Genomic DNA, 22142 nt, shown 5'->3' with positions numbered 1-22142 from the left:
GAGTGCTGAGTCATTGGTCATTGGTCATTGGGCAATAGTTATTTCTTCCTTGTCCTCCTTGTCCCCTGGCTCAGAACTAAGGAAGCAAAATCCCACAACGTTTAGTTGTGGGACTAGCTGTAAGAATTTATCTAACAAAGTTACATTTGATCCAATTGCTTGCGTAAGGAATCCAACTCAGCATCTACCACTTCATTAGATTTAGGAGATGTGGTTTGTTGCTGCGGTGGTAATTGGGGTTGATTGGGCGAACTAGCAGGGCCTAGGGTCATTTGAGCTTTCAAAGCTGCCAATTCATCATCAACATCGCTACCAGATTCCAAAGCTGCAAATTGGCTTTCTAGATCTGCACCTGCTAACTCTGCTGCTGACTGCGCGCGCGCTTCTTGCATCAAAACTTTTTCTTCCATGCGCTCAAAAGCCGACATAGCACTGCTGGTATTCATCCCCCGCACCATACCTTGCAGTTGCTCTTGGGCTTTCGCAGTGGTAATCCGCGCTTTGAGCATTTCTTTCTTGGTTTTGGCCTCAGAAATCTTGCTTTCTAGCTGAATTAAGTTGCGCTTGAGGGTGTCAACTTGAACGTTTTGCTGATCGAGGCTAGTTTTGAGGGCAGTGCTAGTGTCAGTGTAAGTCTTTTTACGTTCTAGGGCTTGCCGTGCTAGGTTTTCATCACCTTTTTGCAGAGCTAGTTGAGCATTACGCTGCCACTTATTGATTTCGTTTTGGGCATCATTGTACTGCTTCTCAGTGCGTTTTTGAGCAGCGATCGCTTGAGCAACACCCTGACGCAGCTGTACTAAGTCTTCCTGCATCTCCAGGATGGCTTGTTCCAGCATTTTTTCGGGGTCTTCAGCTTTATTTACCAGGTCATTGAGGTTAGCACTGACTACTCGCTTAATACGATCGAATAATCCCATAAGTTTGTTTTTTCCTTGTGTTGTTTACGCAATTTGTTGGACAGTTAAGCTTTTTACTGTTTAATAACTACTTATTCCAATGTAATCTTTCCGGCCTGGAACAGTACCCCCCAACACCCCTTAATTGTTAAGATATACTCCCGCTTCGGTAATTGCCCAATCATTCAGGGTCTTGACTTTTAGGTAACTGTTGTTCTAGTTGTGTGTTATTTGGCTCATCTAAAACTTGATGTTTCATCGTTGCTAGTTCGGCATCAATATCATTTGTAGATTCCAAAGCAGCAAATTTTTTTTGCAAGTCATCACCACCCAGTTGAGCTATGGCTTCTGATTGAGCCTCTATCTGCAAGACTTTTTCTTCCATGCGCTCAAAGACATTTAAGGTGCTAGTAGAAGAAACTCCACTGAGCATTTCCTGGAGTCTAGCAGATGCTTCCGCCGAACGGGCGCGGGCAATATAGAGATCTTTTTTAGTTTTCGCCTCCGAAATTTTTAACTCCAGGGTGCGCATATCCTGCTTGAGTTTCTCAACCAAATCGGTTTGCTCTGACTTTTGGTTAGAAAGAGCTTTAGCCGTTTCTTGGTAAACTCGACGTTTGGTGAGTGCTTCCCGTGCTAGCGTTTCGTTACCTTGTTGCAGTGCTAGTTGGGCGCGGCGATACCATTCTTCGGCTGTAGACTCAGCAGCCCTTGCTTGGCGTTCGGTACGTTTTTGGATCGCGATCGCTTGTGCTACCCCCCGTCGTAGTTGCATTAAATTTTCCTGCATCTCCAAAACGGTTTGTTCCAAAATCTTTTCTGGATCTTCCGCACTGCCGAGCAAACTATTAAGGTTAGCCCGAAACACTCGTAGGATACGCTTCATCACTTCCATGTCGGCTCTCCATTCACTGTTTGCCAATCATTACTAGGGAGATGAGGGGCAGGTAGCAGAGGAGAGGTCTTTCTTTCTCCCCTACACCCCTACCCTGCGGGAACCCTCTTCGAGGGAACGGGAACGACTTCGTCGAACGGGTGACGCTCCTTTGTCGCTCTAAGCGAAGCTATGCCGAAGGCTTTACGCTGCGCTAACGCCACTTTGCCAACCCTGCGGGAAGCCCTTCGGGTTCAGCAGTTGCTTCAAGTCGGGAAACCCGACGACACTTGCTTCAACGCGGGGAACCCGCGCAACGCAGTGTCTCCCCAACGCACTGCTTCACCGCTTCGCGTCTACGTAACGGGAACCGCCCGCCGAAGGATGCCCGAAGGGCTTGACGGCAAGTGGACTCACCTGCGCCCTGCCCCTCTGCCTCTTTAAGGCTGCTGCACTCTGGCTTGAATTCCGTTTTTCTGTAGTAGTTGCAGCTGTTTTTGGACTTCCTTTTGAGTTTTCAAAGCACCCAGGAAAATCAACTTGTTATCGGTTGATAAATAAGCGTCAGGAACTACTTGCCGTGCCGAGGCGAAAGAGCGCTCATTTTGATTATCGATGACTATATGATAAAAACCATCTGCTGACGGTTTTAGTTTTGCCAGGTCAGTTGGGGTGATGGTTGGTGATTTAGGCTCTACAGGTAAATTGCTGGGAGATAAGGGTTGTAATGTTGGAGATGGTGCTACTGCGATCGGATTAACAGGTTGTGGGGGAGATAATTCTATGGGGGCTTTAACGAGGGGAGCAACTGGTTGTGCGGGGATGGTGTTGGGCAATGCTACGGGGCTTGCTTGGGCTTTAGGTTGTAAGCCAACAACATCATTAGGATCTTTAACTTCGGGAAATTCTTTAGCTGCCAGATTGGGATACTTGGGTATAGGCGTGAGTATTGGCTCAGGCTGCGGTTGGGAATTGGCAACAACTCCTGTAGTATTTTCTGTAGGGCTAGATGATTTAGAACTAAATAATTTACTGAAATTCAACTGTGTCAAACCTTTAGGATTGAACGCCACATAGCCTAGAGTCAAACTTGCCACTAATAGCAGTAGCATAGAACCAATTCCCAATGGTGATAAGATACCATCGTTAGAACTGCTGGGCTTTTTCGTTTGTGGTTGTTCATCTGTGGCACTCCGCAGCAGTGCTTCACTAGATTCTAAGTAGTCATCAGGCTGGGTAGGGGTTTCATCTGCCTCTAAGAGATTTTCGTCCTGATGAACCTGTGCTGTAGGTATTATGCTGCTAGCAGGATTTTCTGAGGGTGATGCTGGAGTTAGTGTTTGGGTAATCTCTGGAGTGGGAGATAGCAGGAGATTATCGATATCCTCGACCTCAAACTCTGTTGTATTCGTTGATGCTTCTATCTGAGGAGTATTGGATATGCTAGCAGGTGATATGCTGGGGTTGATTTCTGCTGATTGAGATTGTTCTAGAATTGCAGCTGCGATCGCTTGCGGTGAACTGCCAACATAACTAACTACACGGGGTGGGTTGGCAATCCTGGCGCTGCTACGCGTGCGTCGGTATCTAGCTAACTCTTGATCTAGCTGTACTTCTAAACTTGATAATGCGGCACTTAATACTGGTTTTAAACCTGGTGTCTTATGAGACGATTGAATGCCAGAATCGATTCGAGGGTTTTGACTCATTGCCTGCTCCATAAAGCTGATACAAAGCCGGACATATTATAGTTATTAATTTTGACTGACTACTGCTTGCGGGAGTGTTAACAGTATCCCACTTACAGGCAGAAACGTTTGAAATAGCTGCGTTTGCTAAATATAGCGTTTCTATTTAGCATCTTGAATGAATTTTTCTCGATCACGTGTAAAATCCCATCCCTTGTGTTATGTCGTTTAAATCAGTTAATGATATTTTAGGTGTTCTGGAAAAGCAGGCTCAATGGCAAGAACAACCTTTTCAACGCTTACTACAATTTTGGGCAGAAGTTGTCGGAGTAGTAGTTGCCAAGCATACTCGACCATTATCGATTCAACGTGATGTTTTACGAGTAGCTACTTCCAGCGCGGCTTGGGCGCAAAACCTAACTTTTGGGCGTCAGACTCTACTTGTGAAGTTGAATGAGAAACTGCCAACACCTCTAATAGATATCCGCTTTTCAACTGCGGGATGGCAATCCTCTCCAGAAGTCAGAAACCCACAAATCGCAGTTTTGCCATGCGAACATCCCAGTTATCTAGATACTGCGAATCACTCTCCTAGTGAGGCAAAATCTCACGCGACTAATCCAAATACTGCTTTTGGGCATTGGGCTGAGGTAATGCAAGCGCGATCGCAGGGTTTACCCCTTTGTCCCCAGTGTCAATGTCCCACCCCACCTGGCGAACTACAGCGATGGCTGGTATGTTCTTTTTGTGCAGCCAAGCAGTTATGAAATTAGGGGCATGGGGCAAAGAGGAGAGAGTGTGGGAAGTGTGAAGAAAATTACCCTCACTCCCTACTACCTGCTTCCTTAGGCTGTCCTCTCTTCCCGCTTGGACACTTTATTTGTTTTATATATCTTAATTTTTATTCATATATATGTGTTTATTTGTATCCGAAATTGGGATAAATAATATTGTTTAAGATTACTAGCTCAGTTTTTTACTAGAGACTTTTCATTGCACATGCTATTTAGCGCTCTTGCGGCAAAAGGAAACTATGCCAACAAGTAGCTCAACATGACAACAAAATATTCAATCCAAAATTACTATGGCACATACCCCAGAATTTTATTTTGATTTCATAAATGTCTTTTGAGATGATTGCTAAATTACTATAGTACGTTTTGTTGAAGCACTTAATGCCTATAAAAGTGCCATAGCCAGGGTGCTATGACTGTTTTTGTCATGTCATCTGAAAGGCATTTGTTAAAACACGTAGCATGGTTAGCAAAACTTCTTGTTGATTCTAATGCCCAGAATTGATGCTGAAGTAAGGTGCGGCTGCTTTCTTAAATAATTCTAGTTTTGTATTAGCTAGACAGTTTCCGTTGGGAATATGCCATAGGCATGATAAACAAAAGGGCTTATCTACCTTAAAACATATGCCTTAAGGATGAGTTGGAAAAACTCACCGAATCTAAAATTTTGTCTTTAGCGTTGATCCCCAATGGTTTTTAGTCAAAATTTATCATGTACACACTCTAGCGAACATTTAAATATATAACAAGATTCTAAAAACATAATAAAGTTAATTTTTTCATTGGGATCGCTAAAACCTAGACATAATAATGCCTTTTGGCTTTACTACGTATTTATATCTAGAAGCAAAATATAAACAGATAAATTCGCCCTCAACAGCACTAAAAGATGAACCCAAATGAAACCTAATAAATTTTTGACATCTGCCTGTAAATATTGTCGTCATTACAACCCAGAGGGTCGCCGTGGTGGAATGTGCCAACAATTAGGCGCACCAGTTCAAGGAAGTTGGAAAGCTTGCTCTTTAGCACTTCCACCTTTTGCTCCTTCTTGGGAAACTTTAGAAGGTGCTTGGAGTCTGCCAGATGCAACACCAGTGCTAGTTGCTTCTGCAACCTTAGCTTCAGATTTAGAAACTACTAATCTTGTTCCCATTGAAGAAACTCCTACCCGTGCTGCTGAACAGGCAAAAATTGAGACAGTACTAATTTAGTCATTCATATTATTCCCCGACTAATACCAATTTTGGATTTTAAATGTAGAATTGCTAAGACTTATAGTTAGACAAACTTGGTATGAGTTTGTATTTGCTTCAAATTAAAATTTGCCTTTAACATTTCTGGTGCTGTCAAAATTAAGTTCAAGAAAAATCGCGCCTTATATTTAAGGTGCGATTTTTGCATTTCTAAGGTAGCCAAGGAAAGTCGCGAAAATTTGGTGGGCGCTTTTCTAAAAAGGCTTGTTTACCTTCAGAACCTTCTTCTGTCATGTAATACAGTAGGGTGGCATTTCCAGCTAGTTCTTGTAAACCAGCTTGTCCATCACAATCAGCGTTGAATGCTGCTTTGAGACAACGAATTGCGATCGGGCTTTTTTCTAAAATTTCTTGTGCCCATTGAATACCTTCGGCTTCTAATTGTTCCACTGGCACAACAGTATTAACTAAACCCATGTCTAGGGCTTGTTGGGCATTATATTGACGACAGAGAAACCAAATTTCTCGCGCTTTTTTTTGTCCCACAACACGGGCGAGGTAGCTAGCGCCAAAGCCACCATCAAAACTCCCAACTTTGGGGCCAGTCTGCCCAAAAATGGCGTTATCGGCAGCAATTGTCAGGTCACAAATTAAGTGTAAGACGTGTCCACCACCGATCGCATATCCTGCTACCAAGGCAATAACTACTTTTGGCATGGAACGAATCAGGCGTTGTAAGTCCAGTACGTTTAAGCGGGGAATACCAGCATCATCCACATAACCCGCGTGTCCCCGAACACTTTGATCGCCACCAGCACAAAAAGCATATTTACCATCAGTGTGCGGGCCTGCTCCCGTAAATAAAACTACTCCAATTGTCGTATCCTCGCGGGCATCACAAAAAGCATCGTATAGTTCAAATATAGTTTTGGGGCGGAAAGCATTGCGTTTATGAGGACGATTGATGGTAATTTTCGCAATACCATCCGTTTTTTGATACAAAATATCTTCGTAGGTTTTGGCAGTTTGCCAGTTAATTTGCATGAGAATGAAGTGCGCGATTGTGCTTGAGAATTTTATCGCGGACGCAGGGACAAGCGATACCTGCGGTGGGCTACGCCTACGCTAAAATTAGTCTCTCTAGCCTTTACAATCAGGGCTGGTAATTGACTTGCTGTAGAAAAATGCGCCGCGACTCCATCTTTTACAAATTGTTCAAGCAATTTCCGGGATTATTGTTTGAATTGGTAGACTCACCACCGCCAGATGCAGCTGGCTATCAGTTTGAATCGGTTGAGGTGAAAGAAACGGCGTTCCGGATTGATGGAGTATTTTTACCTCCCGCCAATTCTCCTTCCAAAGTAGTCTTCTTTGCTGAGGTGCAGTTTCAAAGAGACGAAGACTTGTATCACCGCTTTTTTAGCGAGTTGTTTTTGTTTCTCTACCGCCACTCCATCCGTTACGATGACTGGTTTGGGGTAATAATTTTTCCTTCTCGCAGTCTTGAACCTACGAATTCCACAATTCACCGTGCTTTGTTGGAAAGTGGTCAAGTCCGGCAGATCTATTTGGATGAGTTGGGGGATTTACGACAACAACCTTTGCCAATAGGGTTAATGTTGCTGACAAATATCACCTCTGAAACAGAAACAGTGGAAGCAGGACGGTATTTGTTAGAGCAGGCACGGCAACAGTCGGAGCAAGCGATAATTGATTTAGTGACGACAATTTTGGTTTACAAGTTTTCTAGCCTGAGTCGAGAGGAGATTGAAGCGATGTTGGGAGTGAATTTGGGGGAAGAACCACGGGCTATTCGGGAAGCGAAAGAATCAGAAGTGCGATCGCTTATTCTTAGACAATTAAAACGACGATTCGGTGAGCTTAATGATGAACTTCAGACTCAGATTCAGGCTTTATCGCTGGAACAGTTGGAAGCTTTAGGTGAGGAGTTGTTGGATTTTTCTACTCTTGCTGATTTGGAAGGGTGGTTACAAGGTCAAGCAAGAGGGTAAATATCACGCCAAGGCGCAAAGAAGAACGCAAGAGTTGGCTATGTAGCGATTTTTAGTTGAGTAAAGTCTATCCCTAGTGTAAGCTTTGCTAAATCCATCTTGATACAGAAACAATACTTCTGGGAAGACTATTAGCAAGGATTGGTTTTCTCAGAGGGTTTAAAAATATGGATGACCTTAAATATTTACTGAATCGTGCCTCATTTGAGGAAAGGAAAGCATTGGCAGATATTCTTAAGGCATCACAACCAACAGCCAATTCTATCGTTGATCGGCTATGTGAGAAGAGTCAAGATACTGTCAGTTATGTATTTAATGAAATATTTGATGATCATCCAAGCTATCAAAAAATAGTTAGGCGGGCTGCTAAGAAGTTAAAAATCAAATGTGAAAAATATGAACCTGCTAGCGAAATGGAGGTCAAAATCGCACAGAAGGTAATGGTAACAATGTTGGAGAAAATGACACCAGAACAGAAGCGAGAAATGGAACAGCAGTTACGAAAAACAGCATCACAATTTGATAAAGGGACAGAATTATTAGGAAGTACTAGTATTTTTCTTGCTTTAACAAGCGCTAAATTGTCTGGTTTTAGTATTTACTTACTAGCTTCAACAACCTTGGGTACACTTACTGGAGTAATAGGGGTTACTTTACCCTTTGTGGTTTATACAACAATGTCAAGTGCAATAGCTATCATTATTGGGCCAGTTGGCTGGATAGGTGCAGGATTATTCTCAATATGGCAATTGACAGAACCTAGTTATAAAAGAGTTATTCCAGCTATTCTTTTTATTTGCGCTCTAAGAGCAAGATTGGATGGTGGTTTTGCTTAATTGTTTTCAGAAATATTTGCTGAAACACGGGCTGCGCTATAGTAGTAGAAAACAGCCTACATACTCTAGCTGGTCATAAAGTCAAATTTAGTTTTATTAATCACACTAAATTAGTATGAAGCGTGACTTGAAATTAGTGGAAACTATACTATCACTTATTGAAAGTGCTGAAACAGAAGGTCTTTTATATAACCCAGTTAAATATCCTTATCTTGAACTAGACGAAGAATACAACCAAAATTTTGTAGACTATCATCTCACAATTATGGAGGAAGCTGGACTGATATCTATCAAATACCAACAACCTGAAAATCAAATTCGACTAACTTGGCAGGGACATGATTACCTAGAGCATCTGAAATATCAAAGTCAAGATAATGAAGGCTAATATAATAAATCTACGGAATTATTATTGCAATATCTGCTGCAAAATTTTTCAAATTATCCTGTCGCCACTTGGCATCATTTTTACGATTTGTTTGCAATTCTAAAACCCGAATCCCCTGAGTTGGAAGCGGGTTTAATTTTTGTTGTAACTGCTGCCAAGAAGTAATTAATTCATACTCTACACCATAAGTGGCGCACAATTGGGCAAAATCAATATCCTGGGGTGTGCCAAAAAACTCTTCAAATGGGGGGTCGAATTTGGCAATGGGTAGCATTTCAAAAATACCGCCACCATTGTTGTTAATTAACAAAATTGTCAGATGTCCAACAAATATATTGCGGATTAAAAAACCGTTGGTGTCATGCAATAAAGCTAAATCTCCGGTTAACATTACACTACTTTGATGGCGATGGGCAATTCCTAAAGCTGTGGATAATGTGCCATCAATGCCATTTGCACCTCGGTTAAAATGCGATCGCACTCCTAAATTATTCGGTTTCCAGAAAAATTCTACATCCCGCACGGGCATACTGTTGGCGATAAATAACGGTGTTCCTGGTGGTAAATTTTGTGAAAGTAACCAAGCGGCTTTACCTTCAAATAACTCTTCCATTGTCCCCAAGGCTTGGTCAACAGCTTCCCTAACTTGCGTTTCTGCTGTACACCACAGTTGCAAGTAATCAGGGAGAGATGAGGAAGATTTTTTCCCCTTGTCCCCTTCCCCTGTCCCCAAATCTTCAATACTCATCCGCAAATGAATCGTCCTCCCATGCAAAGGATCGAGGTTTTGGTCGCTAGGGTCGATTACCCAACGTCGCGGTTGTGTATTAGTAATCCAAGTACGCAGTTCTTTACTGGTGGGCATTTCTCCTACTTGAATTACCATTTCAGGTGCTAGCTGTTTTGCGAGTTGGGGATTTCGCAAAATCTGATCGTAGGTAGAAATTAAATAGGGGTTGAGGTCGGCGTAATTTCTGACTGGGGAGAGTCCTTCGGCTAGGACAGGCCATTTCAAAGTTTGGGAAAGTTGCGCGATCGCTCTACAATACTCCTGGGGTTGTTGTGGTTGAGCAACACCAGCGATAATAATTCCGCGATCGCATTGTTGCCATTCTGGAGGAATGGAGAATGGGGAATGGGGAATGGGGAATGGGATAGAGTTTGTAACTGCTGCAAAAAATTCTTCTGGGTGAAACTGCGATTCCAAATAGCTGAAATCAGTTCCATCGGGGATGGGTGCTAGAGGGTCACGCAAGGGAAGATTTAGATGTACTGGCCCTTTGGTAGGGGTTTGCGATTTTTCCCAGGCGTGGATTATTGTTTGTCGCAGATAAGCTAGCATCTCCATATCTGGGGAGGGTAAAGCTAATTCTGTTTGCCAGTTTGGGTAAGTGCCATATAATTTCAACTGATCTATCGTTTGCCCAGAATGACAATCTCTTAATTCTGGTGGTCTATCGGCAGTTAACACCAATAGAGGTACGCGACTTTCTCTAGCTTCAATAACCGCTGGATAAAAGTTTGCGCCAGCTGTACCAGATGTGCAAACAAGTACTACAGGACGACCGCTAGCCTTTGCTTGTCCTAAAGCAAAAAAAGCGGCGGAACGTTCATCAAGAATTGAAATTGCTTCAATATCGGGCGTTTGCTGGGCAAAGGCCACTGTTAGAGGTGTAGAACGAGAACCCGGACAAATGACAGCGCAACTCAACCCTAGGCGCTTTAGCGTTTCCGTCAAGATATAAGCCCAAAGTTGATTAACATTACTGTAGGCGATCGGCATTCCAGCAAACAGAGCTATAAATTTATCGTCAACTACTTAAGCCTATACTGCAACGTCAACACAGTGAAGGTGAGGTAGCAAATCCAGTTAAAATCCAAAATGCAAAATTCACTAGGCTAGTGTTATGGACTGCATTCATTTAACGGGAATTCGCGCCTATGGCTACACGGGGTTCTTACCAGAAGAACAGGTTCTAGGACAATGGTTTGAGGTCGATGTAAGATTGTGGCTCGATCTTTCTCAGTCTGCCAAAACTGATGCGATCGCAGACACGATAGATTACCGTAGTGTGATTAGCTTGGTGCAAAATCTCGTGAAGACATCCAAGTTTGCTTTAGTAGAGAAGTTAGCTGGTACAATTGCAGATTCTATTCTCCAACAATGCGATCGCGTTTCCCAAATCCAAGTCATTCTCAGCAAACCCGCCGCACCTATTCCAGACTTTGGCGGCAAAATTAGCATTGAATTGACGCGAGCTAAGATTGATTTGTAAAGCACGCTAGTACCGCTTAATTTCTAAATCTCATACTCAACGCCTTTAGGGTATTCAGCTTAAATAGAAAGATATAAATGCTGCGGTGACGCGAAGACTAACAAACTCTGGGGGTAGAAAGTTAAAGTTTACTGCGTCACCTTTACTTTACCTACTCTCCCTCGATAGATCCCGCTTTTCCTAACAAAGTATTTGCAAAAGTACCGCAAAATATTCGCACCTATTCCTCTTTTTGATTGCTCATTGTGCCATCATGTCGATCGATATACAAAACTTAACCTTGCATTTTATTTAAAAGGGATTATATTTTTCCCTCTTTCTCTGCCTTAACAGTTCTCAATCCATAAGTTACCAAAAAAATATTTAATACATCTAACAAATTTTTTATATCCAATTTTAGATAAGCGATTCATCATTCGCTTTGCAATAAATCGCTAGTTTTTATGTGTTTTATGATACTTGTAATAAAGTAGATTCTAGGATTTTCTTGTCAGTGGATTATATTAATAACATTAAACTAATCGCTAAAAAGTTTATCAAAAAAAAACTTAAGTTGAAATTAAGCTTCTAGATTGCGAGTAACCGCTTGGATTAATTTCAAATTACTTCTATAATGACATTTCTTCAGTTATTTGCTTCATAATTTAAATTCCTTTCAGCCTTACGTAAATCCCGCAAATAGTCGTAATTTTAGGATTGAAGATTGCCAAATTGCCAAAATATATCTTTGGTTTTTACTAACTGTAGGGCAATTTACATTTCAAAAGAGTTACTTGCGTTATTAACTGGATATCAACTGTATCAGCAATCGAATAATATGTTAATTAAAAACTTAGTTATTATTTTAGCTAGCAACTACACAGGTAGATTATAGATTGATTATTATAGGATTATTGCTTTTCAGAGTGAGTCGAGACTGAAAACAAAATCTGAACCTTAGCCAACAGATTAGTCTAACATGTTCGCCCACAAAATCCTAGTTGTTGAGGATGAAAAGATCCTAGCTTTAGATATAAGAAATAGTTTGCAGAAGCTAGGATATTTTGTTATAGAAATTACTACTTCTGGTGAAGAAGCTATCAAAAAGATAGCAGAGACAAATCCACATTTAGTATTAATTGATATCTGTTTAGCCGGGGAAATCAATGGTATTGAAATTGTGGATATCATTCAAAACCATTTCCAAATACCCGTTTTATATTTAACGGAGTATTCGGAAGATATTCAGTTAAATAAAAGGCGACTAAGTGAGCCTTTTAGCTATATTTTCAAACCATGTGCTGAAAAAGACTTACATTTCGCCGTTGAAATGGCTCTTTTCAAGCACCAAATGAGCAAAAAGTACGAGGAAGAAAAACAAAGACTGACAGCAATTATTAACAGCATGGGCTGTGCAGTCGTAGTAACATATGCTAACGGTAGTATCCAAATGATGAATCCAGTTGCAGAAGCGCTGACAGGTTGGAGACAAGATGAAGCGTATGGTAAAGATTTGGCAGAAGTTGTAACTTTAATTGACAAAGATATGGATGAAGTAATAGACAATTTAGCCAACCAGGCAATACAAGCAGGTGAGATTTTAAATCTACCAGATAACTGTACTCTGCTGGCTAAGGACGGTAAAAAAGTACCTATTGGTGATTCTGTAGCACCGATTCGGGATCTAGATGGTAACGTCAATGGTGCGGTTTTAGTTCTTCAAGATATTAGTAAACGCAAACAAACCGAGGCACAACTGCTACGCAATGCCTGTCATGATGCACTAACAGCGTTACCTAATCGAGTTTTGTTTCTCGATCGTCTTAGGCAAACAATTGAACGTAGCAAACGCCGGAATGATTATAATTTTGCAGTTTTATTCTTAGATTTAGATGGTTTTAAAGGAATTAACGATCGCTTTGGACACTCAATCGGAGATGATTTTTTAGTAGCGATCGCTCGTCGGTTAGAATCATGTTTACGCAGTGGTGATACTGTGGCTCGATTTGGTGGTGATGAGTTTGCCGTACTCTTGGAAGATATTAAGGACGTGACAGACGCTACCAATGTAGCTAAACGCATTCAAGAGTCTTTAAGCGTGCCACTTAACCTTCACGGACATCAAATAACTCCCACTGCTAGCATCGGAATTGCTTTGAGTAGCGGTGGTTATGAAGAGCCACAAAACCTGCTGAGGGATGCTGATATTGCTATGTATCGTGCGAAGCGTCAAGGAAAAGCTCGTTATGGTGTATTTTGATTAAACCTACATTTTCCAGATCGTTACTCAACCACCAGTTAACTCTCGATTGAATTCTCGCTAGGAAAGCATTGGCATTAGAAATCTACCTCTGAGTCACTTAGCTTGATTGTCAAGCCAGCTTATGTATCATAATAAGCAGCAAAATCTCACAATATTTGGAATTTTTCCTCTGCTATAAATCCTATTCAAGCGAGGCTCAGAATTCTGTGCTCGGAAAAACAGAAAAACAAAAAATGCTGGCAGGCGAGTTATACTTTGCAGAAGATCCAGAATTAGTTGGTGAAAATAAGCGAGCTTGTCGTCTATTGCGAATGTACAACGCTACAACGGAAGAACAGCAAGAGCAGCGACGACAAATTTTGCAAGAATTGTTTGGAAAGATAGGTCAAAAAGCATCGATTGTGCCGCCTTTTCACTGTGACTATGGCAGTAATATTTATGCTGGCGATAGATTTTATATGAACTATGGCTGCGTGATTTTAGATTGCAATACAGTTCATATTGGTGAAAATGTGTTGTGCGCTCCTTATGTGCAGATATACACTGCCTACCATCCTATAGAACCGGAAATTCGATTGTCTGGCAGGGAACTTGCTACCCCAGTTAAAATTGGGAATAATGTCTGGATTGGTGGCAGTGTAATTATTTGTCTGGGAGTAACAATTGGTGACAATACTACTATTGGTGCTGGTAGTGTAGTAGTCAAAGATATACCTGCAAATGTGGTTGCTGTGGGCAATCCCTGCCGCATTATTCGGCATCTATCTTAGAATTCTCTTAGCAGAATTTAATTAAATAATGCAGTTTGCAGAAATAACTCTTGCATAGAAAACCGTTGACTCTGCTTAATTCAAAGATGGTTTGCAGACTGATACCAGCATTCTTTAAGAGTACGTCTAATTGGCTCCGGGTAATAGAAAGTTAACTTTTAAAACTTATATCCTCTAGCAAGCCAATATTGCCAATCGGCAAGTGCTTCTTGAGTTTCTTCATCAGCATTAATTGCTTCTATTTCCGATAGCCGTGCTGAAAATACATCTTCATCTTTGCCATCAGGATAGACCACTTCTACAAACATATCCTTTTCACACTCATCCTCAGGTGCCATTCCCAAAACTTCGACCTGCTTTTCTTGAGGTGCTGACGATTTACGTCCCTTTTTTGTCCACTTGGCCATAAAGGGAAAGTTAAGAGTATCGTCAAGGTAGTAGTACCAACCCATCGCTCGTTCCTCTTTGTCTTCAGCATCGACAATGATTTCGTTTTCAATGCGATGCTCTCGGTTTTGATCGAGTTCAACACTAGGCATAAAATCTAGACTTGCTTAGGATAAATTTTCAAATATGTATACCTTTTTGGCGATCGCCTGTCAATTGGTTTTGTGTTTTTTCGCCTCATCATCTACCGTTGCCTCACAAGCTAGATAGAGTTTAACAGTAACAAACACTTACCATAAAATTACGGTGAATTTTAGCTATTTAACTTACTGCCCTTGAATAACAGTGTAATTTGGACTACTTCTTAATGAAACTTCTTCAATTTTTAGATTGATTTTGTCAGCAGCAATTATTTCAGCTGCTTCTTGTAAAAGCTCATGCTGTTCTTTTTGAATTTCCTCTAGCCGATGGGAGATTTCTGCCAATCTTTGCTGTTTATCTTCATAGATAACTTGAGTATTTATTGGTAGTAAAGTTGAATTTTTTTCATTGGGTAAAGTGCTGGTCATTTTTTGCACAGCAAAACTAGCAAATTTCCTCAAGGATATGAAGCTAACTTCGATCAAAGACTGAAGTAATTTTATTGGCAGTTGCAGAATTGACCAACTAGCTATCTCAATCAAGCGCACGATCGCTTTAATCGTACTCCAGGCGAGAGCCAGGATAAATACCAGCATTACACAACTAATAATCGGGTGATTAGTTGCCCAACTCAGCAGCTGAACTAGCCTCAGAAATGCCGGGTGTTGTGCTAGCCAATCACTCATCGAAGAAGCGATCGCTGTTTGAACTGCTACCGATGTTGAACTCTTAATTTGTTCAGCAGTTTGCAAACTTTGTTCTACAGAACTTTTAGTTTGTTCCCAGCTAGTTGTAACTGTATTAATTGCGCTATCGCTAGCTTGATTTACAGTTTCTTGGAAAGACTGGCCTGCTTGCTGTGCTGAGTTGGTTAGGGTATTAACGCTATCACGGACAAGATGTTTCCCTTGTTGAAAGCGTTGCCAAATTCCTTCAGGAAAATTTATGCCTATTTGAGGTATCTCGCCCATCCCTCGATCCTCCCCATTGCCGCATCTCGCTAGTTCTTATTTCTAGGATAGTATTTGGTATTTGGCGATCGAGCAACCACAACAGAGGAAGAGTTTGGCATACTTTTGCAGTGATTAGGCGACTGACTGTATGAGCTTTGTCAGTCGCCGTAAGCATTTTACATATACCTGGTTAATTGAACTCGGTAACGGTCTTTTTTAGTAACAGCCACTTCCCCAACTTCTAAGCGTCCTTTACCGCGAATGGCGATTAAGTCTCCTGTTTTGACTTGAGAACTCGCTTGAGAGACTTCCTTCCAATTGACGCGGACATCACCGGAGTCGATTAAATCGACCATTTTGCTGCGGGACATGCCAAAACCCGCAGAGGCGATCGCATCCAACCTCAAAGAAGCCTCAACAGTGGTTAATTCTTTTTTCTTGGGTTCTCGAACCTTTAACTCGCTAAACTCAATTCGCTGGGTTTTTACCGGAACCGATCGCACCTGTTTGAGATTCATCTCTAAAAATTCTGTCAACTCTGGTGCGACAATTGCCTGTGCGCCGCGTTCGCCCAAAACAATAATATCCCCGGTTTTTTCTCGGACGATTCCCGTTCCCAGCATTGCGCCTAAAAAGTCGCGGTGTGTGGCGGTATCAAACAAGAAATTACCGGCAATTTCTAATGCAGCCAAAGCGACTTGGGATGGATCTAAAGGCATTTCGGAACGAGCGATCGCTAATCTTTGGCGTTCTGCTTGGGGATATCCACCCCAAGCTACCAATTGCACCTCTGTTAGCCGACTGAACGCTCGTTGAATTTCTGCTAATTCTGGGGGAGATAGAAAATCTGTCAAAACAACTTCCCAAGTTTTGATTGCTTGTTCCGCTTGATCGATAACACGAGCTACACTATCTCGATTTTCAACACTTTTTAAAAGTTCTTCTCTGGGCAACATTCTCAAAAATTATGAGTTGTGAGTTGCAAGCCAACAATTAAGCATTATTGACTATTGACTCATGACTACTGTTCGATTCTAGCGTCATCTGCCATTGCAAACTCGGTGCAGTTGGATAATCAGGCGGATGATGCGATCGCACCTTCACCTCTAAAGCACAAGGCCGTAACTTAAGGCGTAGTGTTGTAATCTGCGACACATTACTCAGCTTGTAGACTTTTAAACTACACAATACTACACGCTGTAGTGCATACTTTACTTAAGCTTCTTGATATGGAATTGCTTAGGCACTAGTAGTATCTGCATAACCCTGGATATTCTCTGGCTCAAACTGACGTAAAATGCGGGTTGCTTGCCGGGTGAGAGTTTCAGAACCCTGAACTACTATCAGATACTTACCAATATCTAAGCGGTTGCGATAGGGTAAAGCATCGCCACTACCTGCAATTAAACCGACTCCGCCACCAACAACCACGCTACCCATAGCGCCACTTATAGCACCCAATATTCCCCCGACAATGTGATTGCCAATTTCTCCAGCCCAAGCAAAGGTATCTAAGCCGGTAATCAAGCTAAAGGTAAAACCTGCAAAAAAACCGAATGGTACTAACCAGAATGCCATGAGCTTTGCTTGCTTTTTGGCTTGTTCTTTAGGATCGATTAAGCCAAACTCATCCGCAGTTTTGTAACCTTTACCGAGGATAGTACTTTTGATGGACTCTTTTTCTAAAGCTAAGTAAGCAGCTTCAGCTTGGATACGGTCTGGTAATACAGCAACAAGGTAATTCATTGATTGAACAAGAGTGTTTTGGAAAAAATTGCCTTAATTAACAGCGTACCAGTGCTGGTCAAATCAATCTTGTGCCTCAGCCAAAATCATCAGCATCAAGAGTTAAATCAAAATTGATCGCTTGATTATTCCTGGGGCTGCTCCCTGTATAATTTATACCTTGCTATATCAAATATTACTTGAGCGCATCCAACGGTTCGCAAAAATCGTTGACACCTTGTTTGAGAACATAAAGCAAAACTGGTACTGCCAAAATCTTAGGAAATGTCGGCATTGTATAGAGGTAGTCCATCATCTTTTGAACTGAGCCACTCTGTAAATCTGCCCGAAATTCCTGTTCGCAAATCACAGCACGCCACTTTCTAGCTAAAGCATCTAGCCATTCTGAATTTGCTCTTTCTGGTTTTTGTCCCGCTTTAATCGCCAGGCTCATAGCCGCATCTTCTAAATCTCCCTCACAATCCTCAATTAAATCCAGCACTTCCATTGCTATGGTGTTATCTGTTAATTGAGAGCGAAACTGTGCAATTTCTTGTGATGTTACTGTAGTCATAAGTTTGCGATCGGCCAGTAATTAAATACTCAGCTATGTTATTCCAAATTAGATGGATTATTCACTGAGAAACTGGTTTTCAATTGAGAAACTTTATACTTTGGTAAATTTAGGTATATTTTTGCTATTTAAAAATTTAGATTCCTGAAAATCTACTTACTTAGAAGCCCATTTGCCAACTTACAGAAGCAAGAGTAAGTAATATAAAATACTAGACAACGCTAGGTTTTGAGGGAGAAATTTAAATTTTTAGTTCCTGAGTCAATAGTCATTAGTACTCATACAAAGGATAAATGACTAACGACTAATGACTCTTAACGGAATGCCCTGGTGGTGACAGAGCGTTGTAATTGAGCCAATGCGCGGTTGTAATCCAAAATTGCCCGCACGCGATTACCTTCAGCTCTTGTCAAATCATTTTCCGAGTTAATCACATCAGTTTGAGTACCTACACCAGCTTGGAAACGCAACCGTGCTAAACGTAAAGCTTCTCTGGCTTGTTCGAGAGCCGCGTTAGCGGTTTGAACGTTCTGCAAATTAGATTGCTGAGTGGAATAGGACTGTTCAACCTCAAACCTGACTTGGTTACGGAGGTCAGCAAATTGAGTTTCTGCGATCGCAATATTAGCTCTTGCTTGCGCTGCCCTTGCCCTTGCTGCTCCTCCATCAAACAAATTCAGGGTTGCCCTCACTCCTACCGAGTAACCATCGGCAACACTAATATCATCATTAAACTGATCGAAAAGTTGGTAGCTAGCAACCAAACTCACCTGCGGGCCTAGTCCTGCTAAAGCTTGCCGTCGTTGTTGCTCGTTGATGTTGCGTTGTGCCAATTGTTGTTGCAAATCAGGACGGTTTTGAAAAGCTAGCACAATACTTTGTTCTAATGTCTGGTTCCAAAGGCCAGCTAATCTTACCGGGTCTGCGGCACTAATATTCACTGACTGTGGCAAACTCAACCGAGCCGCTAACTGACGGCGAGCGATTTGCTGCAAGGAAACAGCAGTAGTTAAATCTTGTTGCGAATTAGCTAAATTCACCTGAGAACGCAGCACATCGAACCTAGTACCTACCCCAGCACGCTCTAAAGCTTCCGCATCCCGCAAACTAGCCTGGGCATTCGTTACAGCCGACTGGGCAATGCGTACTTCTTCATCGCGTTGTTGCAGATTGTAATAGTCTGTAGAGACACTCAGCCGGATTTCCTCAAACTGATTCTCTAAAGCCAACTCATTAAAGCGAACCTGTTCCTCAGCCGCCCTAATGTTAGCTTGCCGTCTCCCAGAAGTGTAGATGTCGTATGAAAGTTGTGCTTGACCATTAAAATTTGTATTGCTAGGAGCAGGATCAATGGGTTGACGGAATGCAGGCGGTAGCCCTTCTTGTTGCTGCTCTTGAACTTTTACCCGATAGGTATCCGAAACAGTACGCTCGCGTGTAATATCAGTACTAAGACCTAGATTGGGAAATAGGGCAGCTTGTGCTTCTCGTAGCGCTGCTCGACTACGCTCTAGCTCCAATTGAGTTACCTGTATCTGTCGATTGTTGCGTCTTGCTAACTCCAAAGCTTGTGCTAAAGTAATTGGCTGATTTCCTTGAACCTTTACTTCCTCTGGTTTTGTAGGATATTGCAGAGGATTGGGGTTAGGAATCAAATTCTCTGGAACTTGAACAGCACCAGCAGGTGTGGAATTTGTAGTTCCTGGTATGGTGGGAATTTGCAAAGAATTACCAGGTGTAGAGTTTGTGGTTCCTGGTACTGTAGGAATTTGCAAAGAACTACCAGGCGTAGAGTTTGTGGTTCCTGGTACGGTGGGAATTTGCAAAGAACTACCAGGTGCAGGAGTCGATTTTCCCGGCGTAGTTATCGTATTACCCTGAGCCACTAAATCCCGTGCAGCCATTCTTGGCGTACAAGTTCCATTCAGCATTAAAGAAGCTGTTCCTTTTTGCTGCGAACAAGTGGTTATTGCTAACAGCTTTGCCGAACTTGTATTGTTGATTGCAGATGGTACAACTGCCTGCAACTGAGTATTAAAATTTTTCTTCTGAGTTTTGGGTTGCTGTGAAGCAGATAACAGCAAATTGTTTTGCTGGGCAGCAATAGGTTTGGAGTCAAAAGTAGGAACGACGATCTTCTCTAATTGCTGTCCAGAATTAGCTGAGTTCTTCTGTTTTTGTTCTCTGTTAACAGAAGCATTCAAATCTGAAGGTTGCGCAGGAAAAGAGTTAGGTGACAAACTATCAAATATACCTTGATTTTCCCTAACTATTTGTGATTTTATCGAACTAGCATTTCCTGCTTTTAGTATTAATGTACTGTGATGACTTAAAGGTTTCGCATTCAGTGACATCCAATTACTTGAAGTTACTAAACTTGAAAACTTACGGTCTGCTATGTAGGGTATTTGTGTGTTTGTGACCTCCGCAACCAAGGTTCGACCATAATTAGAAGTCAAAACACTAGGAGAAGACGCCGATTGTACCCTATTTACTTTCACAGTACCAGCCCAAGCGGGCTGGGTTGTTAACACTGCTACTGTTACGCCAGGCAAGAAACTATGGAATAATTGCTGTCCTTTCACCGCATCCCCTCACACAAAATCAATCTAGCGGCAGAAAACTTTTCTTCACCACAGAATATAGCACGACACTAAATTAAGAAGAGAATATAGTACGATACCAAATTTAGGAATCGGAACTCTGCTTATCTTCAAAACGTTTAACTATGCGAGAAAGTTCCGCCTTTTCATCGATACTAACGCGGGTAGGAGCACCACTTACAATTCTTTCATAATTCCTGAAGGAATCTTTAATTTCTGGACCGTCGGCGGTAATATTGTACTCGCGGATACCTTTATCATGCCACGATCCCCGCATTTTGAATACATTAATTGCCCGCGACATTTCACCACGAATTTCTACATACTGCAACATCAAGATTGTGTCAGTAATTGTGGAAATATGAGAGTCAGTGATGGAATGCGACCCCATAAATTGATCGGTTGTATTGGTAAAAAATCCAGTAATTTCTTCTTGTTTAGCGTAACCTGTAACACCGATTACAAACTGTCGGAATGCATTATTGCTAACACCTCTAGCTAGCGCGGAAAGCGAGTCAATTGCAATCCGCGCTGGCTTGAAAACAGCAATTTCTGACTTAATAATTTGTAGGTGGTCTTCTAAACCAGTTGATTCCGGATAGGTACAGATAATTTTCAGTAAACCTTGGCGTTCTAATTCTTCAAAATCAATTCCCCAAGAAGAAGCATTACGAGAAAGTTGAGCGCGTGATTCTTCATAGGCGAATAATATTGCTTGCTCGCCATTCAAGCAGCCATCTTGGATAAATTTGCTGACTAATAAGGTTTTACCAGTACCGGTGGCTCCTGTTGCCAAAATAATTGAATCTTTAAAGAAACCACCACCACACATTTGATCTAAGGTTTTGACACCAGAAGACACCCTGACATTAGAAGACCTTTGAGTCAAGCGCATTGCTCCTAATGGGAAGATATTGACTCCTTCATTAGTAATAGTAAAAGGATATTCGCCTTTCATATGAGTTGTACCGCGCAATTTGAGAATTTCAATTGTGCGGCGGCGACGTTCTCCTTCCAAAACGTTGCGGACTATCACTACATTATCGGAAACAAATTCTTCCACACCAAAAGAAGCTACTGGCCCGTATTCTTCGCTACGTTCGGTGGTAATTACAGTCGTGACACTCAGCTGTTTCAGCCTTGCTACGAGGCGAAAAATTTCTCGCCGCACGACTCCCATCGCTTCATATTGCTGAAATACTGCTGTGATCGAATCAATTGAAACGCGCCTGGCTTTATATTTGCGAATTGCATATTGCAAACGTTCAATCAATGCCGAAAGGTCAAAGTTACCGACGATATCTTGACCTTCAGGATCTGGCGAAGCATCAAGAATAAACAATTTGCCTTCGTCAATTAAACGTTGCAAATTCCACCCAAAAATATAGGCATTTTTGATAATATCGCTGGGTGATTCTTCAAAAGTAACAAATACCCCTGGTTCATCAAAGTACGTGATACCGTTATAAAGAAACTGTAGAGATAATAAAGTTTTGCCTGTTCCTGAGGTTCCACTGACTAAGGTAGTTCGCCCAATAGGTAAACCGCCATGACTAATATCGTCAAAGCCCTCAATCATTGTGCGGATTTTTTCAACACCCCCAATTAACGGTGTTTTAATTTGCTCTGGTTGCTCTTTTTCAATCATTGCTAGCTAATAAAGGGGTATTAAACCCAGGTTTCCTTTTACTAATGTTTATACTTTCTCATCAAATTCTTAACGCTTAAATATTTTACTAAAGAAGTCGGGAGTGTAAAGCAGAAGCAGAACTTTAGTATGTGCT

21 protein-coding genes are annotated in these 22142 nt (G+C 41.7%); 8 read left to right on the top strand and 13 right to left on the bottom strand.

The window, feature by feature from the left end; genetic code table 11:
* Nucleotides 1–140: 140 nt before the first annotated feature.
* The 3 genes from AACU33_RS27860 to AACU33_RS27850 form a co-directional block, all read right to left on the bottom strand.
* Nucleotides 141–920, bottom strand: a complete 780-nt coding sequence (locus tag AACU33_RS27860; protein ID WP_086835478.1) for a PspA/IM30 family protein — start codon at nt 918–920, stop codon at nt 141–143.
* Between the two features lie 160 nt (nt 921–1080).
* On the bottom strand, nt 1081–1794 hold the full coding sequence (locus tag AACU33_RS27855; RefSeq protein WP_096592905.1) for a PspA/IM30 family protein: 714 nt from the start codon (nt 1792–1794) through the stop codon (nt 1081–1083).
* A gap of 419 nt (nt 1795–2213) precedes the next feature.
* Nucleotides 2214–3482: a hypothetical protein gene (locus AACU33_RS27850; RefSeq protein WP_096592902.1), complete on the bottom strand. Its 1269-nt coding sequence runs from the start codon at nt 3480–3482 to the stop codon at nt 2214–2216.
* A 200-nt stretch (nt 3483–3682) separates the two neighbouring features.
* Between AACU33_RS27850 and AACU33_RS27845 the strand changes: the two genes are divergently transcribed.
* A complete protein-coding gene (locus AACU33_RS27845; protein ID WP_096592899.1) occupies nt 3683–4228 on the top strand; it encodes a DUF721 domain-containing protein in 546 nt (181 codons plus the stop codon).
* A 926-nt stretch (nt 4229–5154) separates the two neighbouring features.
* Nucleotides 5155–5469, top strand: coding sequence for a hypothetical protein (locus AACU33_RS27840; protein WP_096592897.1), 315 nt, complete (start codon nt 5155–5157; stop codon nt 5467–5469).
* A gap of 192 nt (nt 5470–5661) precedes the next feature.
* On the opposite strand, the gene menB is transcribed toward AACU33_RS27840, so the two are convergent.
* Nucleotides 5662–6495, bottom strand: a complete 834-nt coding sequence (gene menB / locus AACU33_RS27835; RefSeq protein WP_096592894.1) for a 1,4-dihydroxy-2-naphthoyl-CoA synthase — start codon at nt 6493–6495, stop codon at nt 5662–5664.
* A 140-nt stretch (nt 6496–6635) separates the two neighbouring features.
* Between menB and AACU33_RS27830 the strand changes: the two genes are divergently transcribed.
* From AACU33_RS27830 to AACU33_RS27820, 3 genes are all read left to right on the top strand, one after another.
* The gene (locus tag AACU33_RS27830; RefSeq protein WP_096592892.1) at nt 6636–7463 is read left to right on the top strand and encodes a DUF2887 domain-containing protein; all 828 of its coding nucleotides are present in this window, start codon (nt 6636–6638) and stop codon (nt 7461–7463) included.
* Nucleotides 7464–7630: 167 nt separating this feature from the next.
* Nucleotides 7631–8299 carry a YaaW family protein gene (locus tag AACU33_RS27825; protein WP_096592889.1) on the top strand — a complete coding sequence of 223 codons (669 nt, stop codon included), beginning with the start codon at nt 7631–7633 and terminating at the stop codon, nt 8297–8299.
* A 115-nt stretch (nt 8300–8414) separates the two neighbouring features.
* Nucleotides 8415–8687, top strand: coding sequence for a DUF2513 domain-containing protein (locus AACU33_RS27820; protein WP_096592886.1), 273 nt, complete (start codon nt 8415–8417; stop codon nt 8685–8687).
* A gap of 10 nt (nt 8688–8697) precedes the next feature.
* Here AACU33_RS27820 and menD read toward each other — a convergent pair whose 3' ends face one another.
* Complete coding sequence (menD, locus tag AACU33_RS27815) at nt 8698–10470, bottom strand: 2-succinyl-5-enolpyruvyl-6-hydroxy-3-cyclohexene-1-carboxylic-acid synthase (protein ID WP_339376330.1); 1773 nt, start codon at nt 10468–10470, stop codon at nt 8698–8700.
* A 124-nt stretch (nt 10471–10594) separates the two neighbouring features.
* Between menD and folB the strand changes: the two genes are divergently transcribed.
* From folB to AACU33_RS27800, 3 genes are all read left to right on the top strand, one after another.
* Nucleotides 10595–10963, top strand: a complete 369-nt coding sequence (gene folB, locus AACU33_RS27810) for a dihydroneopterin aldolase (RefSeq protein WP_096592880.1) — start codon at nt 10595–10597, stop codon at nt 10961–10963.
* Nucleotides 10964–11921: 958 nt separating this feature from the next.
* Entirely contained in the window at nt 11922–13202 is a 1281-nt protein-coding gene (locus AACU33_RS27805) for a GGDEF domain-containing response regulator (RefSeq protein WP_096592878.1), read from the top strand.
* Nucleotides 13203–13438: 236 nt separating this feature from the next.
* Nucleotides 13439–13975 carry a maltose acetyltransferase domain-containing protein gene (locus tag AACU33_RS27800; protein WP_096595415.1) on the top strand — a complete coding sequence of 179 codons (537 nt, stop codon included), beginning with the start codon at nt 13439–13441 and terminating at the stop codon, nt 13973–13975.
* 158 nt (nt 13976–14133) lie between these two features.
* On the opposite strand, the gene AACU33_RS27795 is transcribed toward AACU33_RS27800, so the two are convergent.
* From AACU33_RS27795 to kaiC, 8 genes are all read right to left on the bottom strand, one after another.
* Nucleotides 14134–14514 carry a calcium-binding protein gene (locus AACU33_RS27795; protein ID WP_096592875.1) on the bottom strand — a complete coding sequence of 127 codons (381 nt, stop codon included), beginning with the start codon at nt 14512–14514 and terminating at the stop codon, nt 14134–14136.
* Between the two features lie 174 nt (nt 14515–14688).
* Nucleotides 14689–15474 (bottom strand): hypothetical protein, encoded by a 786-nt coding sequence (locus tag AACU33_RS27790; RefSeq protein ID WP_096592873.1) that lies wholly within the window; start codon nt 15472–15474, stop codon nt 14689–14691.
* Between the two features lie 158 nt (nt 15475–15632).
* Entirely contained in the window at nt 15633–16412 is a 780-nt protein-coding gene (locus AACU33_RS27785; RefSeq protein ID WP_096592870.1) for a photosystem II S4 domain protein, read from the bottom strand.
* A 37-nt stretch (nt 16413–16449) separates the two neighbouring features.
* Nucleotides 16450–16611, bottom strand: coding sequence for a hypothetical protein (locus tag AACU33_RS27780; RefSeq protein WP_339376329.1), 162 nt, complete (start codon nt 16609–16611; stop codon nt 16450–16452).
* 84 nt (nt 16612–16695) lie between these two features.
* Nucleotides 16696–17202: a hypothetical protein gene (locus AACU33_RS27775; RefSeq protein ID WP_096592867.1), complete on the bottom strand. Its 507-nt coding sequence runs from the start codon at nt 17200–17202 to the stop codon at nt 16696–16698.
* 175 nt (nt 17203–17377) lie between these two features.
* Nucleotides 17378–17755, bottom strand: coding sequence for a hypothetical protein (locus tag AACU33_RS27770; RefSeq protein ID WP_096592865.1), 378 nt, complete (start codon nt 17753–17755; stop codon nt 17378–17380).
* Between the two features lie 314 nt (nt 17756–18069).
* Entirely contained in the window at nt 18070–20340 is a 2271-nt protein-coding gene (locus AACU33_RS27765) for a TolC family protein (protein WP_096592862.1), read from the bottom strand.
* A gap of 103 nt (nt 20341–20443) precedes the next feature.
* Entirely contained in the window at nt 20444–22006 is a 1563-nt protein-coding gene (gene kaiC / locus AACU33_RS27760; protein WP_096592860.1) for a circadian clock protein KaiC, read from the bottom strand.
* Between the last annotated feature and the right edge of the window lie 136 nt (nt 22007–22142).

It is taken from the genome of Calothrix sp. NIES-2098 (assembly GCF_963875125.1).
In the GTDB taxonomy this organism is placed as follows: domain Bacteria; phylum Cyanobacteriota; class Cyanobacteriia; order Cyanobacteriales; family Nostocaceae; genus Aulosira.
This window is presented reverse-complemented; position numbering and strand designations above follow the sequence as displayed.

Coding starts and splice junctions, on each gene's coding strand:
- kaiC (WP_096592860.1), bottom strand. CDS start 22,006: ATGATTGAAAAAGAGCAACCAGAGCAAATTAAAACACCGTTAATTGGG.
- folB (WP_096592880.1), top strand. CDS start 10,595: ATGGACTGCATTCATTTAACGGGAATTCGCGCCTATGGCTACACGGGG.
- AACU33_RS27790 (WP_096592873.1), bottom strand. CDS start 15,474: ATGGGCGAGATACCTCAAATAGGCATAAATTTTCCTGAAGGAATTTGG.
- AACU33_RS27850 (WP_096592902.1), bottom strand. CDS start 3,482: ATGAGTCAAAACCCTCGAATCGATTCTGGCATTCAATCGTCTCATAAG.
- AACU33_RS27855 (WP_096592905.1), bottom strand. CDS start 1,794: ATGGAAGTGATGAAGCGTATCCTACGAGTGTTTCGGGCTAACCTTAAT.
- AACU33_RS27860 (WP_086835478.1), bottom strand. CDS start 920: ATGGGATTATTCGATCGTATTAAGCGAGTAGTCAGTGCTAACCTCAAT.
- AACU33_RS27770 (WP_096592865.1), bottom strand. CDS start 17,755: ATGACTACAGTAACATCACAAGAAATTGCACAGTTTCGCTCTCAATTA.
- AACU33_RS27840 (WP_096592897.1), top strand. CDS start 5,155: ATGAAACCTAATAAATTTTTGACATCTGCCTGTAAATATTGTCGTCAT.
- AACU33_RS27805 (WP_096592878.1), top strand. CDS start 11,922: ATGTTCGCCCACAAAATCCTAGTTGTTGAGGATGAAAAGATCCTAGCT.
- AACU33_RS27825 (WP_096592889.1), top strand. CDS start 7,631: ATGGATGACCTTAAATATTTACTGAATCGTGCCTCATTTGAGGAAAGG.
- menD (WP_339376330.1), bottom strand. CDS start 10,470: ATGCCGATCGCCTACAGTAATGTTAATCAACTTTGGGCTTATATCTTG.
- menB (WP_096592894.1), bottom strand. CDS start 6,495: ATGCAAATTAACTGGCAAACTGCCAAAACCTACGAAGATATTTTGTAT.
- AACU33_RS27775 (WP_096592867.1), bottom strand. CDS start 17,202: ATGAATTACCTTGTTGCTGTATTACCAGACCGTATCCAAGCTGAAGCT.
- AACU33_RS27785 (WP_096592870.1), bottom strand. CDS start 16,412: ATGTTGCCCAGAGAAGAACTTTTAAAAAGTGTTGAAAATCGAGATAGT.
- AACU33_RS27830 (WP_096592892.1), top strand. CDS start 6,636: ATGCGCCGCGACTCCATCTTTTACAAATTGTTCAAGCAATTTCCGGGA.
- AACU33_RS27845 (WP_096592899.1), top strand. CDS start 3,683: ATGTCGTTTAAATCAGTTAATGATATTTTAGGTGTTCTGGAAAAGCAG.
- AACU33_RS27820 (WP_096592886.1), top strand. CDS start 8,415: ATGAAGCGTGACTTGAAATTAGTGGAAACTATACTATCACTTATTGAA.
- AACU33_RS27800 (WP_096595415.1), top strand. CDS start 13,439: ATGCTGGCAGGCGAGTTATACTTTGCAGAAGATCCAGAATTAGTTGGT.
- AACU33_RS27795 (WP_096592875.1), bottom strand. CDS start 14,514: ATGCCTAGTGTTGAACTCGATCAAAACCGAGAGCATCGCATTGAAAAC.